Source organism: Actinoallomurus sp. NPDC050550 (assembly GCF_040655075.1).
Lineage (GTDB): Bacteria > Actinomycetota > Actinomycetes > Streptosporangiales > Streptosporangiaceae > Actinoallomurus.
The window spans coordinates 151,282-167,500 of record NZ_JBFAJC010000017.1; the positions used below are offsets into that span (position 1 = coordinate 151,282).

8 protein-coding genes are annotated in these 16,219 nt (G+C 69.2%); 5 read left to right on the plus strand and 3 right to left on the minus strand.

The features are described 5' to 3' along the window. Positions 1–92: 92 nt before the first annotated feature. Positions 93–1,559 (minus strand): extracellular solute-binding protein, encoded by a 1,467-nt coding sequence (locus tag AB0I04_RS24110; RefSeq protein ID WP_360888310.1) that lies wholly within the window; start codon positions 1,557–1,559, stop codon positions 93–95. Positions 1,560–1,582: 23 nt separating this feature from the next. Continuing rightward, the gene (locus AB0I04_RS24115; RefSeq protein ID WP_360888313.1) at positions 1,583–3,082 is read right to left on the minus strand and encodes an exo-alpha-sialidase; all 1,500 of its coding nucleotides are present in this window, start codon (positions 3,080–3,082) and stop codon (positions 1,583–1,585) included. Positions 3,083–3,424: 342 nt separating this feature from the next. Here AB0I04_RS24115 and AB0I04_RS24120 point away from each other — a divergent pair, with 342 nt between their 5' ends. The 4 genes from AB0I04_RS24120 (at position 3,425) to AB0I04_RS24135 (ending at position 11,214) form a co-directional block, all read left to right on the plus strand. After that, positions 3,425–5,818 (plus strand): hypothetical protein, encoded by a 2,394-nt coding sequence (locus AB0I04_RS24120; protein WP_360888316.1) that lies wholly within the window; start codon positions 3,425–3,427, stop codon positions 5,816–5,818. Positions 5,819–5,850: 32 nt separating this feature from the next. After that, positions 5,851–7,317, plus strand: coding sequence for a glycoside hydrolase family 28 protein (locus tag AB0I04_RS24125; RefSeq protein ID WP_360888319.1), 1,467 nt, complete (start codon positions 5,851–5,853; stop codon positions 7,315–7,317). 67 nt (positions 7,318–7,384) lie between these two features. Further along, complete coding sequence (locus AB0I04_RS24130; protein ID WP_360888322.1) at positions 7,385–8,692, plus strand: DUF1593 domain-containing protein; 1,308 nt, start codon at positions 7,385–7,387, stop codon at positions 8,690–8,692. After that, complete coding sequence (locus tag AB0I04_RS24135) at positions 8,689–11,214, plus strand: trehalase family glycosidase (RefSeq protein WP_360888325.1); 2,526 nt, start codon at positions 8,689–8,691, stop codon at positions 11,212–11,214. The genes AB0I04_RS24130 and AB0I04_RS24135 overlap by 4 nt, the downstream gene beginning before the upstream one ends. A gap of 4 nt (positions 11,215–11,218) precedes the next feature. On the opposite strand, the gene AB0I04_RS24140 is transcribed toward AB0I04_RS24135, so the two are convergent. After that, complete coding sequence (locus tag AB0I04_RS24140) at positions 11,219–12,442, minus strand: hypothetical protein (RefSeq protein WP_360888328.1); 1,224 nt, start codon at positions 12,440–12,442, stop codon at positions 11,219–11,221. Positions 12,443–12,549: 107 nt separating this feature from the next. On the opposite strand from AB0I04_RS24140, the gene AB0I04_RS24145 reads away from it, so the two are divergent. Then, positions 12,550–16,218: a glycosyl hydrolase gene (locus tag AB0I04_RS24145; RefSeq protein ID WP_360888330.1), complete on the plus strand. Its 3,669-nt coding sequence runs from the start codon at positions 12,550–12,552 to the stop codon at positions 16,216–16,218. The last annotated feature ends 1 nt before the right edge of the window (position 16,219 follow it).

Below are 16,219 nucleotides of genomic sequence, written 5' to 3' on the forward strand. Positions count from 1 at the left end.
CGGCACGGCTCTTCCCGCGACACACCGGTGACCGCGGTGCCCTGTCTCCTGTGGGCGGACCGCGGCACCGGCGCGTTGCGGGTCCGGCTGCGCTACCAGTCCAGGCCGGCGGCGGCTTGGCTCCTGATGTAGGCCGGGATGTCCTCGGTTTCCGCGGCGGTCAAGGCCGAGTCGGTCGTCATGCCGTCCCGCAGCACGTGCTGGCGGAAGACCGCGTACATCGGGATGTCCCAGTACTTGGTGTTCTGGTAGTTCTGCAGCACCGCGTTCGAACCCCAGTACACGCCCGACGTGTCGACACCGGTGAGCTCCGGGACGGCCTTGCCGAAGCTGTTCACGACCGCCGGGCTCTGCCGAACTCCCTTGATGGCGTGACGTGACAACTCGGCCTGCCCGTCCTCGGACACCAACCACTTCACGACGTTGATCGCGTCCTGCTGGTGGCGCGACTGCGGCGGGATGAAGGCCGCGGTCTCATTGGGCTGGTACGTCGTGCGCGAGCCCTTGCCGAGCAGGGGAACCGAGGCGACACCGACGTCGATGCTCTTCCGCCACTCATCGTAGGACGGCACGTCGGACTGCTTGATGAAGAGGTCGTTGCCGGCGTACGTGGGCAGTTTGCTCAGTGTGTCCACGGCCATCGCGACATGGCCCGGACGGCTCATGTCTCCCTTGAGGAAGTCGTTGGTCGTGGTGAAGCCGTTGTGTGGAATCGAGAGGAGCCGATTGAGGCTATCGGCGAGCTTTTGCCATCCCGGTGTGGTGATATCCACCTTCATATCCTCGGGCGCGGGATTCCAGCTGCCGGTCGGCGTGAACGGATACAACCCCATCTGGTTGTACTGCAGGTAGTAGTCAGGATGCTGCATGTACCCCTTGTAGGCGTCGAGTCCCACCTGCCGGGTCAGCTTCTTGGCGAGCTTGTAGATCTGGTCGAAGGTCATCCCCGGCTTCGGATATCTCACCCCGAACTTGTCGAAGATCTTTTTGTTGTAGTAGAGGACGTAGTCGTCGACGAAGACGGGAACCCCGTACAGCCCACCGGAGGATCGTGACTTCACCTGCTCCACCGCGGCCTGGTCGAGCTTGCCGATGTCCAGTCCGGCCTGCTTGAGCATCGGCGTCATGTCCTGAACCCAGCCGCGCGGTTTGAGGTCCCGGGCGATCCGGTTGTACGGACTGTCGAGGATGATGTCCGGTACGACTCCGGCCGCCTGAAGATCCTCATACCGCACCGGGTAGTCCCAAGTGGCGTACTTAATCTTGAGATTCGGAAAGGCTTGCCGCAGTTTGTCGCCGATGACCGTGTCGAAGACCTTTTCAGCCGTACGCTGCGGGGTGACCGACGCCTCGAACGGCTTGTAGTTGGCCGCGAAGATGAGGACCTCGTCGTTCTTGACGCAGAAGGGCTGGTTGTAGTGGTTGGGCACGTTGACGCCGCCGACACAGTCGTCCGCCGCGCTGCCTTTCGCCGAGCCGGCGGCCGCTTTCGGTGCCAATCCGAGCACCAGGACCGCAATCGCCGATGCGAGCAGCCGTCGCGTGAACTGGCTTTTCACTTCGTTGCACCTCCACATATCGGTCAGCCGTTGGTCGCGGTCCTGATGTCCTGTTCGAGCAGCGTCGCGTACGCCGGCGTGATGCCCTTGCCGGACCGCTCGCCGACCCGTTGGCGCAGGGCGGCGAGTTCGCCGGCGATGGCCTGTTTGCTCGCGCCGCTCCCGACGTCCTTCAAGATCTTGTTGGCCTGGCCGATCAACTGGACCGCGAGGCCGGTGCTCGAGATCGCGTGCGTCTGCGCGCCCTCGAGGAGAATGCCGGGCAGATCGGCGACGGTCACGGGAAGCGATGTCAGTGGCACCTTGGTGATGTCGACGTCCTCCTTGTTGACCGAGTAGACGACCCAGAGGTCCGTGTTCGTGGCGATCGCGGACGGGTACTCGAATCCGAGGTTCTTGTGGGCGCCCGTGTAGCGCAGCGGCGGGGCGGCGTAGCGGATCACGCCGACCCGATCGAAGTGCACTCCGTCACTCGCGAGAGAGATCGAGATCGGATCGCGGTGGCCGCCGGGCTGTTCGTTGCCGACGATGTACACCTGACCGTCCGGCAGCCGGCCGACGAACGACTTGCTGCGCGCGTCGGGCAGGCTGGTGCGGATGGCCGGGTCCCAGGTTCTGCCATGGTCGTGGCTCGCCTGCGCGTAGAGCCGGCCGGTGTTCGAGTCGCGCCAGATTCGCACGTACGTGCCATCGGCCTGGACGTAGGCGTGCGTGGGGTGGGCGAGCTTCTGGCCGTCGGCGGCGGGAACGTCTTCGGTCCAGCCGCTCTTGTAATCCCACGGTGGGGTGTTCCGAGGGTCGGCGAGGTACGCGGTGATCTGCCGTGCGATCGCGCCGTACCTCGGGTCGGAGGCGTTCGGATAGCTCGGGAAGCCGGGCTTGGGCTCGGGTGAGGTCATCTCCAGCCAGAAGATCGGCCCGAGTGTGCCGTCGGGCGCGACCCGCCGCGCGATGCGCCCCCATCCCCGCTTGACGGTGTCGGACTCCGTCTGGACCCAGTCCCAGACCTCGGCGATGGCGTAGACGCCATCGCCGATCGTCGCGTATCCGTCGGCGGTCACGACACGGCCGGGGACACGACCGTCGGAACCGGGCTCGTCCGGCGGAGTCTTGTCGTGCGGCGGAAAGTAGACCTTCCACCCGGCCCGGCCGCCGCCGTCGGTCGAGACGGTGCCGAGCACCCGCTGGCCGGGGTTGTCCTCGTTGACCACGCCGTTGGACCACGAGGTGTACAGCGTGCGGCCCTGGACGGTCACCATCGGGTGGTGGCTGTAGGTCCCGGTGGCGGGGGTCGCGTGGTACAGCTCGGTCGTCGACAGGTTTCCGAGCACGGGGTATCCCCGGGTGGGTTGGTCGTCCTGGGGGTAGGGGGCGGTCCAGTCGATGAGGGGGCGGGCCGCCGTCGGGGCCGCCGCCACCACCTGTCGTGGCGCACCGTTCGACGTGGCCGTCGCCGCCATCACCGGGGGCGGCACGAGGAAGAGGAGCGCCGTGATCCACGCGGTCTTGCTCACCAATCGCATGGGAGTCACCTTCCGCTGACGTGACGGCGGGGCCTTCCCGCGCGCTCACGGACGACATTCGGATCTAGGCAAACCTTTTCCCGACCGGCCCGCATCGTGCGCCGCGCTCGGAAGATTGTCAACAACCTCCTTGACGCACCCCTTCCGGACATGTCCGATCCCGGTCGCGGTATTGACCGGAGTCGAGTACGGTGCGAGCCTCCGCGAGTAGGCAAAGGTTTTCCCGCAACCGCCCATGAGAGCGCGGAGGCCGTGACGGGCTCTCTCATTCACGACGTTGTCCGAAGTCATGCCCGGGTTCGCCGACCACGCGAGCCTGCGGGCCGCGTTGAGGAGTGTCTCGTGTTCGATCGCCGACATTTCCTGTCCGCCGCGGGTGGCGTGACGGTGGCCGCGGGCGCACCGCTGCGTCCGAGCCGGGCTCAGGCCGGTCACCGAGAACCCGGCGACGCCGGCGTGCGCATCGATCGGCGCGCGCTGGTGTCGCGGCACAACGTGGTGCGCACGTCGGCGAACCAGAAGTGGCCGCTCCAGGTGGGCAACGGGTCGTTCGCGTTCAACGTCGACGTCACCGGCCTGCAGACGTTCACGCCGTTCAACACCATGGCGAACTGGGCGTGGTACAGCGCTCCGCTGCCACCCGGACAGAAACCGTCCGACTTCCAGGGCCAGGTCTGGGACACCCACGGCCGGCCGGTGCGGTACTGGATCCCCAATGACACCCAGACCGCGCTGTCGGACTGGATGCGGATGTATCCGCAGCTCATCAGCCTCGGCCGCATCGGGCTGCGGCCGGTCACCCGCGACGGCCGGGACGCGACGAGCGGTGACCTCACCGACTGCCGCCAGGAGCTCGACCTGTGGACCGGCACCCTCGACAGTCGCTTCAAGGTCGACGGCGAACCGGTGCGGGTGCGAACCTGCTGCCACCCCGACGTCGACGCCGTCGCCGTCACGGTCGAGTCGCCGCTCATCGCCGCGGGCCGGTTGTCGGTCTTCGTCGATCTTCCCTTCGTCGACACGCTCACCAAGGCAGCGGTCTTCGTGGGCGACTGGGACCACCCCGACGCGCACGAGACCAGCCTGGTCCGCCGTGCGGGGCGGCGGGCCGACATCACGCACACCCTCGGCGGCCTCCATGACACGACCTACCACGTGGGGTTGCGCTGGTCGGCCGGCGCCGAGCTGACCGCGCCGGCCCGTGCCCCGCTCACGATCACCTCGGCCCGCTACGGTGCCGGGAGCAGTTGGGCGGACGTGACCGATCGACTGCGTGCCAAGGTCGCCGACGATTCGCTGTTCGCCACCGTCGACGCCGATCTGGTCGGCACCGACACCGGCGCCGACGACGTCCTCGCGGTCGCTTACCGCTACGGCGACGAAGCGCGCCGCGAGCGCGTCGCCACCGGCGCCCGGCTACGCATCGGCCGGCTCGCGGAAAAGCATCGTTACACGCTCACCGGCGGCGAGCACGGCCGCGTCGAGTTCGTGTGCGTGTTCTCCCCGGAGACAGCGCGGTCGCTTCCGCGGCCGGACGCGGTGTTCGCGGCCGGTGCCCGTCACTGGCCGCGATTCTGGAGGTCCGGGGGCGCCGTCGACCTGTCCGGCAGCACCGACCCCCGGTGGTTCGAACTCGAACGCCGCATCGTGCTCTCGCAGTACCTCGAGGCGGTGAACGACGCCGGATCGTTTCCGACGCAGGAGAGCGGGCTGGTCCTGCGCACCTGGTGGGGCAAGGCACTCATGGAGATGTACTGGTGGCACGCGGCGCACTGGGCGCTGTGGAACCGCTGGGACATCCTGGACCGATCCGTCACCATCTTTCAGCGGATGCTTCCCTCGTCGAGGCGGCGGGCCGCGGCGCAGGGCTACAAGGGCGCCAAATGGCCGAAGATGATCGGCCCGGACCTCCGCCAGTCGCCCGGCGAGACCAACGTGCTGCTCATCTGGCAGCAGCCGCACCCGATGTTCCTGGCCGAGCTCGACTACCGCGCCCACCCCACCCGGGAAACGCTGGAGAAATGGCGCGAGGTGCTATTCGCCACCGCCGACTTCCTCGCGTCCTACGCCTTCTGGGACGAACCCACGAAGCGCTACATCCTCGGCCCCCCGCTGCAGGTGATGTCCGAGAACGTCGACCCCAAGGTCGCCATGAACCCGGCGTTCGAGCTGTCGTACTGGCGGTTCGGGCTGCGCATCGCCCAGACCTGGCGCGAGCGCCTCGGCCTGACCCGCGATCCCGACTGGGACAAGGTCCTGCACGGCCTCGCCGAGTTGCCCGTGCAGGACGGCGTGTACGTCCTCTACGAGGGCGTGCCCGACATGTGGACGAAATACAACTTCGACCATCCCGGGCCGGCGGTCGTCTACGGCTGGCTGCCCGGCGACGGGGTCGACATGAACACCTTCCTCCGCACCGCCCACAAGGTCTTCGCCGAATGGCGGGTCGACAAGTTCAGCTGGGACTTCCCGATGCTCGCGATGACCGCAGCCCGCATCGGCGAGCCCGAGCGGGCGCTGCACTGGCTGCTCTATCCGGGCGGAGCCGACAACATCGACGACGCCGGGTACGGCGACACACACGGCTACCCGTACTTCCCGGACAACTCCGGCCTGCTCTACGCGGTCGCGTTCATGTGCGCCGGCTGGGATGGCGCCCCCGACCGGCACGCCCCCGGGTTCCCGGACGACGGCACCTGGACCGTCCGCTGGGAGAACCTCAGCCCCGCACTCTAGGGGCACCCCTAGGCGTATTCACGGAGGCCGACATGACATGGTCACGACGAGACTTCCTCGCCACAAGCGTCGCGGCGACCGCCGGCGGCGCGGTACTGGGCGGGACCGCACCCGGCGCCGCGTCGCCGACCACACCAGAGTCGGCAACGGCGGTCGGCGCGGTGACCGGGTGGCGGCGCGCCGCGGAGATCAGCCGGCGCGTCCGGCCACCGCGGTTTCCCGCCCGCCGGTTCGCCGTCACCGACTTCGGGGCGGTCGGCGACGGCACGACCGACTGCACGAAGGCGTTCCGCCGTGCGATCGCCGCCTGTCATGCCGCCGGCGGCGGCCACGTCGACGTCCCGGCGGGAACGTTCCTCACCGGCGCGATCCACTTGCGCAGCGGCGTCGACCTGCACGTCGGTGAGGGAGCGACGATCCTGTTCAGCACCGACCCGGCGGCCTACCTGCCGGCCGTCTACACCCGTTTCTCGTCCATCGAGTGCTACAACTACTCGCCCTTCATCTACGCGTACGGCCAGGAGAACATCGCGGTCACGGGCTCGGGGACGCTCGACGGGCAGGGCGGTGTGGAGCACTGGTGGCCGTGGGTGGGCGACACGCACTACGGCTGGCATCCGGGCGACCCCGAGGAGAGCGCCGACTGGGCGGCGCTGCAGGACATGGCCGACCGGGGCGTCCCCGTGGAGCGGCGGGTGTTCGGCGCCGGCCACTACCTGCGGCCGAACTTCCTGCAGTTCTACCGTTGCCGCAGCGTGCTGGTCGAGGGCGTCACGATCGTCCGGTCGCCGATGTGGGAGATCCACCCGGTGTTGTCGGCGAACGTCACCGTGCGTGACGTCCATGTCAACAGCAAGGGACCTAACAACGACGGCTGTGACCCCGAGTCGTGCTCGGGCGTGGTGATCCAGCGGTGCGTGTTCGACGCGGGCGACGACTCCATTGCCATCAAGGCCGGTCGTGGCGCCGACGGACGGCGGGTGAACGTGCCCTGTGAGGACGTCCTCATCGAGGACTGCGACATGCGGATCCGCTACGGCGGGGTCGCGATCGGGAGCGACACGACCGGCGGCATCCGCAACGTGTTCGTACGCCGCTGCACCATGGGCAGCCCGAATCTGTACTTCGGCCTGTACATCAAGACCAACTCGGTGCGCGGCGGCTTCGTCGAGAACGTCTACCTGCGCGACATCCGCATCAGCACGCTGCGGAAGGAGACCATCTCGATCGACCTGTATCACGGCGAGGGGAACACCGGCTCGTACCCCCCTCTCGTGCGGAACATCGAGATCCGCGACCTGACCTGCGAAACGAGCCGCGCGCCCATGACCCTGCGGGGCTACCCGGACGACCCGCTGCGCGACATCCGCCTCGTGAACTGCGTGTTCACGAACGTCGAGGGCGACAGCACCATCGCGAACGTCGACGGCCTGGTCTTCGATCGAGTGAGTGTCGGCGGCGAGCCGGTGCCCACGCCGCCGGTCCCGAAACACGCGTGAGGAAGGCGCCCGCATGGTCCAAAGACGAGACTTTCTGCGCTACGCGGCGCTGGCGACGGGAACAGCGTTGGGCTCGGCCGCACTGGCGAATTCGCCTGCTGCCGCCCTGGGCTCGCTCGCCGCCCAGGGCCGCCCGCACCACCGTCCGCGCATCATCTGGAATGACGACATCGGCGGCACCGACCCGGACGACTGGCAGTCCATGGTCCATCTCCTCGTGTACGCGGACCGCTTCGACATCGAAGGATTGGTCCACTCGCCGCCCGGAACGGACAGCACACAGCCGCTTCTCGATGTCATCGACGTTTACGAGCGCGACTTTCCCTACCTGAGGACGTATTCACCTCACTACCCCGAACCTGACAGGCTGCGCGCGATCACCAAGCAGGGAGGGTCCGGATACGGCTGGCAACGGCCCGCGGGATACGGCCACCCGACCGAAGGCTCGAGATGGATCGTCGAACGTGCACGTCGCCATGATCCGCGCCCGTTGAACATCCTGATCGGAGGCGGAATCGACGACCTCGCGCAGGCGCTGCACGACGCTCCCGACATCGTGCCGAGGATACGTGTCTATTTCATCGGCGGGCCGAACAAGATGTGGAGCGTCGACGCCTACAACTACATCGAGACCCACCACCCGAAGCTCTGGATGATCGAGTCCAACTCGACGTATCGCGGCTGGTTCGTCGGCGGCGATCAGACCGGGGAGTGGGGAGACAGCGCGTTCGTCCAGAGGCACATCGCCGGCAAGGGCGCGCTCGGCGACTTCTTCGCCTCCCAGCGCGGCGGCGAGCTGAAAATGGGCGACACCCCGGCCGTCGCCTGGTTCCTGCACGGCGCCCAGGACCCCTCAAAGCCCAGTTGGGGCGGACGATACGTGCGCGTCTGGGACGGCAGGAAGAGCGTCTTCGGCCGCGTGACGACCGCGGCGGACACGGTCGAAGCCTATGGCGTCATCGAGATCGCCCTGCCGGTCCCCGACGGCTTCACCCCCGAGAACTCCGCTCGAATGGTGGTCGATGGCCGGGTCCCGGCCCCTGCGCTGAACGACGGCGAAGTCCTGCGTTTTCGTTTCTCCCCCAAGGCGCCACAGGTCTGGTCATACGCGATCCAGAGCGACTTCGCCGGGCTTGACGGCCTGTCCGGCGCGTTCACCGCCGTACCGCCACCGATCGAGCGCGCGAGCAGGCCGTCCGCCATCCATCCGAACTGGTGGTGTGACGATCAGGATCCCGCGGCCGCCGAGGGCGGCTATCCCGGCGCGAAGAGCGTGAACCAGTGGCGCGTGGACTACCTGCGGGATTTCGCCGAACGGATGCTCCGCTGCGCTTCTGCCGGCGTTGACAGAGCGAATCGACAGGAGCCGCGATGACGGACATGGCACGCCGACGATTCCTGGTCGGTACCGGGCTGGTGGGGCTGGGCGGACTGACCGTGGAGTCGCTCGGACAGGCGTCCCGCGCCGCGACGCCGACGAGTGGTTCGCCGACAGCCGCCGATCGAACGGCGATCCCGTACCCGACGCTCGCCCGCCCGTTCGCCATGCCGGGCGTCAAGGACCAGGACTGGACCGGCGCGTTGTTCGTCACGCGCGACGAGGCCCGATTCGCGGTCCGGGTGGGCCTGCTGACGGCCGCGGGAGCCTTGATCCGGGAGAAGATGACGAGCAACCTCTGGCGATTCGGCCCCTCGGCTCCCGACGGCGTCTACAAACAGGTCGTGGTCAGCTCGGACGACCGCAAGATCATGCCGGCGCATCTCGACGCGCTGCGTGAGGTGATCGCCCATCCCGACTGGTTCACCGCACAGGAGGTCACCCAGGCTCAGGCGACGCTTCCGCAGTTGGAGGCGACGTACGCGACGGTCCAGGCACAGAAGCGGAGCATTCGCGTCCGCTACGCACGGACCGACGGTGGCCGCAGCGTCGTCGCGGCCGTGACGGCGCTCGACGCGGATCTGTCGATCGTGCTCGAAGCGGCGGCGCCGTGGACCGAGACTCCGAAGTTCGAGCTGGCGAACGGATGCGTGGTCGGCACCGAACCCGGCCTGCTGAACCCGTCGCGGACCGGCCACTTCGCCCTGGCACCGGACGAGGCGGCCCGGCGCGCGACGCTCTACGCATCGGTCGGCGACATGATCGCCGGTGAGACCGGCAAGTCCGGCGCAGCGGGCACCGCCGTCGCGGCGCTGCGCTACGACCTGGTCAAGGGGCAGACGATCACCTTCACCGCGACCTGCGACGACGTGCCGGTCACCCTTGAGACCGCACCGCGGCACAAGACGATGGCCCTGCTCGACTCCGCCCAGGCACGGGTCGCTCGCGGCTACCTCACCGGCACCGGGCCGGTGGGGCGCGTCGCCGACGCCGTCCGAGACGCGCTGTCGCTCAACACCAACTACGACAAGACGACCTTTCGCAACTTCGTGATGTGGGGCTGGGGCGGCGCCGGCGGCCTGTTCACCGGATGGGACTCCGCCTTCGACGCGATCGAGGCCGCGTCGGTGAGCGCCGATCTGGCCATGCAGCACGAGCGCGACGTCTTCGCCGCGCCGCCACCGCCGAACCAAGTGAAGATCAACGGACCGCGCTACGACCAGCAGAACTCCGGGCCCATGCACGCGTACGCGGTGTGGCGGCTGTACACCAGGCTCGGGGACCGAGACCTCGTCGACGCCGCCTATCCCCAGCTGGTCACGTTCTTCGATCTGCTGCCGGAGTGGGACGCCGACGGCGACGGCCTGCTCGAATCTCCCTACTTCGGTGATCGCGTCGGCGGGCGCGGCAACCATCTGGGCTTGGACGACAGCCCCGTCTACGCCGAGTACCAGAAGATCCCGAAGAAGGGCGGAAGCGGCGACCCGCGTCCGAACAGCAACCTGACCGACGTCGCGCTGAACGCCTACTACGCGCTGATGGCGGAGATCCTGGCGAAGATGGCGCGATCGCAGGGCAGGTCGGCCGACGCGACCCGGTTCGACGCGATCTACGAGCGGATCAAGGCAGGTGTCAACGCCAGGCTCTGGAACGAGAAGCGCGGGCTGTACCTGAGCCGTTACCTGGACGGCAGCTGGAACGAGGTCGTGACACCGACCGTCTTCTATCCGCTGTTCGCCGGGCTCGCCACGCCGGAGCGTGCTCGCGTGCTCGTCGAGGAGCACCTGCTCGACCGGAAGGAGTTCTGGGGCGAGTACGTCATCCCCAGCGTCGCACGCGACGACCCGACGTACTGCTCGGGTGGCCCGGTGCATCCGCGGTCGAGGCACTTCAAGTTCTTCACCAAGTACGGTGACGGCACGGCGCCGGAGCAGTGGAAGGGCGCGGCGTGGCCGCCGATGAACTTCACCGTCTACGAGGGGCTCAAGCGCTACGGCTTCGAGCGCGAGGCCGGTGAGTTCGCGGCACGGAGTGCCCGCATGTACCTGGACGCGTACGACCGTGACGGATGGTTCTCCGAGTCGTTCGACCCGGAGCCCGGCCAGTCGATCATGGACTCGGCCGTCGACACCGCCTGGCGCACCTACTCGTGGAGCAACGCGATGGCCGTCCAGACCATGCAGGAACTGCTGTCGGACGACCCGTGGGGCGACGACCCCGAGGCGCTGATGTTCGGCAGCCTGACGCTCCCCGGGACGAATTCGCTCGCCAACCTGGTACTGCGCGGGCACCGGTACGCGATCACCTCGGGCCCGCGGTCGACGACCTTGACCAGAGACGGACGACCGGTCTTCCGTGCCAGAGGTGGACGGGTCGCCGTGCGCGACTTCGTGCGATCGAAGAACGGCGCCTCCTTCGACATCACCGCCGGCGCGCCCACGGACGTGGTGGTGATCCCCGGGAACGGCCGGGCCCACCGCGTCCGGGTGCCGGCCGGGCACAGCCACGTCGAGTTCTGACCCCCTAGGGGAGGTGGGCGCAGTTGGTGTCGAGGTCCCAGAGGATGACGGACAGCGCGTACGGGCTGATGGTGTGCTGGCCGTGGGTGGCGTCCTCGAGCAGTTCCCAGTGGCCGCCGGAACCGTCACCGCCGCCGATCACGGCGATCCGCTGCCGTACGGCGGCTTCGTAGCTGCGGTGCCCGACGCCGTTGAAGCAGCACTCGTCGAAGCGGTTGAGGATCTGCATCTGCCGGCGGTGTGGTCCGACCGAGCCGAGCGCGTAGATGTCCGGGAAGTCGGCGACGCCGTAGAAGCCGGGCTGCTTGTCCTGGCGCTGTTCCCAGTCGCCGCGGGTCGGTCCCGGCTTCGGCGATCCGGGGCGGACGAAGAACGGCAGGGAGCCGGCCGTCGGGTACGAGCGGGTGATCCGGGGGTCCAGCGCCGGATAGACCGTGGTCGTCCATCCTCCACCGGACAGCCCGACCATCTGCACCGACGACGGGCGGTATGTCGTCCGCACGTGGTTCATCGCCACCGCCGGCGGCTCAAGGAAGAACGCCAGCGGCGAGAACGCCGCCGACTCCCACAGGTTCAGGTCGTTGTGCGACGGCTGCCTGGTCACCGACGGGTCGTTCGGGTCCTGGAGCGTCTTCGGGTTCCAGTGGTAGAAGGGCATCGCGAACAGCAGCACGACGTAGCCGTGGTCGAGCAGTCCTTGCGCGGTGCGCTGCATGGTGTCCAGCGGCTCGCCGTGGCCGTTGTGGTAGAAGGCGACGCGTCTGTGCGGGCGGTGCCGTGGTTCGAGCGCGAACACCGTCGAGTACAGCCCGAACGGCATCCGGACCGTGAGCCGGTCGTAGCAGCGTACGCCCTCGAACGCCGGCAGCTCGGCCGGGGCGCCGACGCCGCGCTGAACCTCGGGCAGGCCGGTCGGCAGCCGGCCGGTGGTCTTCCAGACCTGGGCGAGGAGCCGGGGCCGCATCGCCTCGACGTCGGCCGCGGTGTGGATCGTCATCAGGTCCTCGACGTCGACGCCGACCACCTCCTGCGGCAGCGTCTTGTACGCCGCGCTGTGCGCGGCCGCCACTTCGGAGTTGACCGGTGCCACCGGGCGCGGCGCCGGGTGCGGCCGGACGCCGCCTGCGGTGCTCGTGTTCGCGGCGGCCGGGAGCGTCCAGCCGACGGAGGCGGACGCGGCGGCGGCGCCGAGCGTGCCCAGCACCCATCTGCGGTTCACGGGAGTCATCGGTTCACCTCTCTCGGAAAACCTTTTCCCAGTCACCGTCGCCGCGCAGCGCGGAGACGTCAAGACCTTCGTACCGCCGCCGACGAGGCGGGGGAGAGGAGACGGCCATGCGTGGACGGAGACCGCGAGGGACGGCGGCCAGGAGCCCCCACCTCCGTGCGTTCGTCGCGGCGATCCTGACCGCGACCCTCCCGGCGCCGGCAGCGTCGGCGGTCGTCGGAACCTCTCCGGGCGCGGCGGACCGAGGTGTGTCGGTGCGGGCAGGCGACCTCGTGCCCGCGCTGAGCGCCGGCACCTTCGCCGACCCGCCGGCCACGGTGCGCCCGAAGTACCGGTGGTGGCTGCCGGTGGCCGACACCAGCGATACGGAGCTACGCCGGGAACTCGGGCAGATCGCGCAGGCCGGCGGCGGAGGCGTCGAGGTCACCGCGTTTCCGGTGCCGCACGCCACCACCGATCCGGTCTTCGGCAGCCGCAGCTACCTCAATGTGAACGGATGGGGCACGCCGAAGTGGCGGCACAAGCTCCAGGTCATCGCCGAGGCCGCCCGGAACGACGGCCTGATCCTCGATATGGCTGCCGGGCCGGCCTGGCCGCCGGTCGTGCCCTCCGTGCGCAACTTCAACCAGCCGGCCGCCGCGCAGCAACTCATCTACGGCGCCGAGTTCACCGACGCCGGCGACGGCCGCGACGGAGCGCTCCCACCAACGACCACGAACCCGCCGACCGTGAACACTCTCGCCTGTGCGCCGACGGCGGGCGGCGCCACCGACGTTCAACTCGCGAACATCGCGGGCCTGGCCGCCGGCGACCGGATCACGCTCGGCACGGGTGCCGACCTCGACACCGTCACGGTCGAGCGAGTGGGAACCTCGATGGGCTGCACCACCGTGGCGACGGACACGGTCGCCGGCACGAGCACCGTCTCCGTCACGGACGTGCCGGACGGCCTGCGGACCGGTGACCGGATCATCATCGGCTCCGGCGCCGGCGAGGACGTCGCCGCCGTCACCGACCTCGGCTCGCAGAGCCAGAAGTCGACGGTGTACGCCGCGGCCGATACGGGCGCCACCAGCGTGGTGGTCGCCAACGACATGAACCTCCAGCCCGGCGGCACGGTCGTGATCGGTATCGGATCAGATCAGGAGACGCGGACCGTCACCAACGTCGCGCACAGCAACAGCGGGCGGCCGGGCACCCTGACGCTCGACGCCCCGCTCGAACACCCACATGCCCGTGGCGCCGCCACCGCGACTCCGAGCGGCGGCATCACGGTCACGCCCGCGCTGCCTCATCGCCATCCGGCCGGCGACCTGGTCCGCCGGTACGGCGGCGCGACGGCGACCGTCGTGACCCCGGCGGCCCATCCGCATGTCGCGGGCGCGCCGGTCGTGGACACGGCGAAGACGAGCCTTGTGGCGGTGGTGGCCGCCCAGTGCAGCGCCGACTGCGCACCGGGGGGTGCCGCGCCACAGAAGCTCGACCGCGCGTCGGTGCGCGACGTGACGAAACTGGTCGACGCCGGCGGCGGACTGCACTACGCGTTCCCCGTCGGCAACGGCCACCCGTGGGTCCTTCTGGACTTCTACCGGACCGCCGACGGGCGAGTGCAGACGACGACCGCCGCGGAAGCGCCCGACTACGGCCTCGACCACCTGAGCGCGCGCGGCGCCGAAGCCATCGGCGACTTCTGGGACCAGGCGATCCTTCCTACCGGCCGTGGCGGCTCCGAGGGTCCGCGGACCTCCGGAGGCGCCATCTTCGAGGACTCCCTCGAACTGGGCTACAACGAGACCTGGACCGCCGACTTCGCGGACCGGTTCCGTGAGCGCCGTGGCTACTCGGTGGCGCCGTTCCTCCCGGCGCTGGCCGGCGCCGCGATCACGCGCAAGGGGCCGTTCACGCCGGCTTTCGACTTCTCCGACGGCACCGGTGACCGGGTGCGCTGGGACTACGCGCAGACGTGGAGCGACCTGTACGCAGACCGGTACCTGCCCGCCCTACAGCGGTGGACGGAGAGCCACGGCATGACGCTGCGCGCCCAGCCGTACGGCGATCCGATCGACGCGGCGCACGCCGCGGAGCACATCGGCATTCCCGAGGGCGAGGGCCTGGAGTTCTCCGGCCACGATCCGGACCAGCAGTTCAAGGTGATCGCGTCCGGGGCGTACATGAGCGGTGCGCCGGTGGTCTCGAGCGAGTGCTGCGCGATGGCCGGCAAGGTGTGGGCGACCACCGTCGCGCAGAACCTGGCGACCCAGCTCTACCCCGGCATGGCCGGTGGGGACAACCAGGTCGTCTGGCACGGTTTCCCGTACCTGACGGCGCCGCCCGGCTCCGGAGAGCAGGCGCGGTGGCCGGGGTTCAGTTACGGCGGGAACACCAGCTTCGGGGAGGCGTGGGGTCCGCGGCTGCCACAGTGGTCCGACATGAAGGCGGTCAACGACCACCTCGCGCGGCTGTCACTCGTGCTACGGCAAGGCACGCCGCAGTTCGACGTGGGCGTCTACTACCAGAACCTCGGCCTGGCGGGACAGGCCGGGGACCGGCCGGAAACCATCATCCCCGACACATCGGCGATGGCGGGCGCCGGATACACCTACGGGTACGTCAGCCCCGAGTTCCTGAAGGAGCCGTCGGCGACGTACAACGGCGGGCAGCTCTTCCCCGGCAGGTCCGGCTACCGGGCGCTGCTACTCAACGATCAGCGGACCTACCGGCGCGACGCCGCGGACAAGATCCTCGGCCTGGCGCGCCAGGGCCTGCCGATCGTCATCGTCGGATCGGACCGCCCGCCGGCCATCACGACCCCGGGGTACAGCCCCGCGGACGACGCCGTGGTGCGAAAGGACATCGACACGCTGTACTCCTACATCGGCGACGGGCGGCATCATGTCGCGCGGGCCGCGGCACAGGACGACGTCCCCGCGGCGCTCGCCTCGCTCGGCGTGACGGCGGCGGCCGCGCATGTCGGCACGGGGTCCGGCCGGATCCTGGACGTACGCCGCCACACCGCCGACGCCGACTACTACTTCCTGTACAACGACTCCGACACCGCGGCCGACCAGACCGTGCGGCTGTCCGGTGACGGCGCCGCGTACCGTCTCGACACCTGGACCGGGAGGATCACGTCGCTCGCGGAGCGCACCGCCGGCTCTCACACGGTGACCGTGCCGGTACGGCTCGCCGCCCACGACGTCATGGTGATCGCGGTGGGCCGCGCCGACCGGTTCGGCACCCCGGCGGCTCCGCCTCGTACGCCTGGCGGAACGGTCGCCGTCCAGCGGCTGACGTCCTGGGATCTGACCGTCGACAGCTGGACCCCGGGCCGCTCCGGCCGGCCCGATGACACGGCCCACACCGCACTCGGGCCGATCACGGTCACCGCGGATGCCGCCGGAGTACTTCCCGCGTGGACCCATATCGCCAGGTCGGCCGGCTATCAGGTTGATCTGACCGACGTGGCGGGCGTGGGGACGTACACCACTCGTGTCCGGCTCGGAACCCTCGGGCACGGCGCCCATCTCGATCTCGGCGCCGTCGTGGACACGTGCAGGGTGTCCGTCAACGGCCACGCGTTGCCGCCCCTGGACGGCCTCGACGTCGGCCATGTCGACATCGGCCGCTACCTGCGGCCGGGGAACAACACGATCACGGTGCGGGTCGCCACTCCGCTGATCAACGCGGTACGCGTCGCTCCAGGGACCGGCGCGGCCGGCCGGCAGCGCACGGACAACGGTCTGATCGGGCCGGTGACACTGACGTCCACGAGGTGAG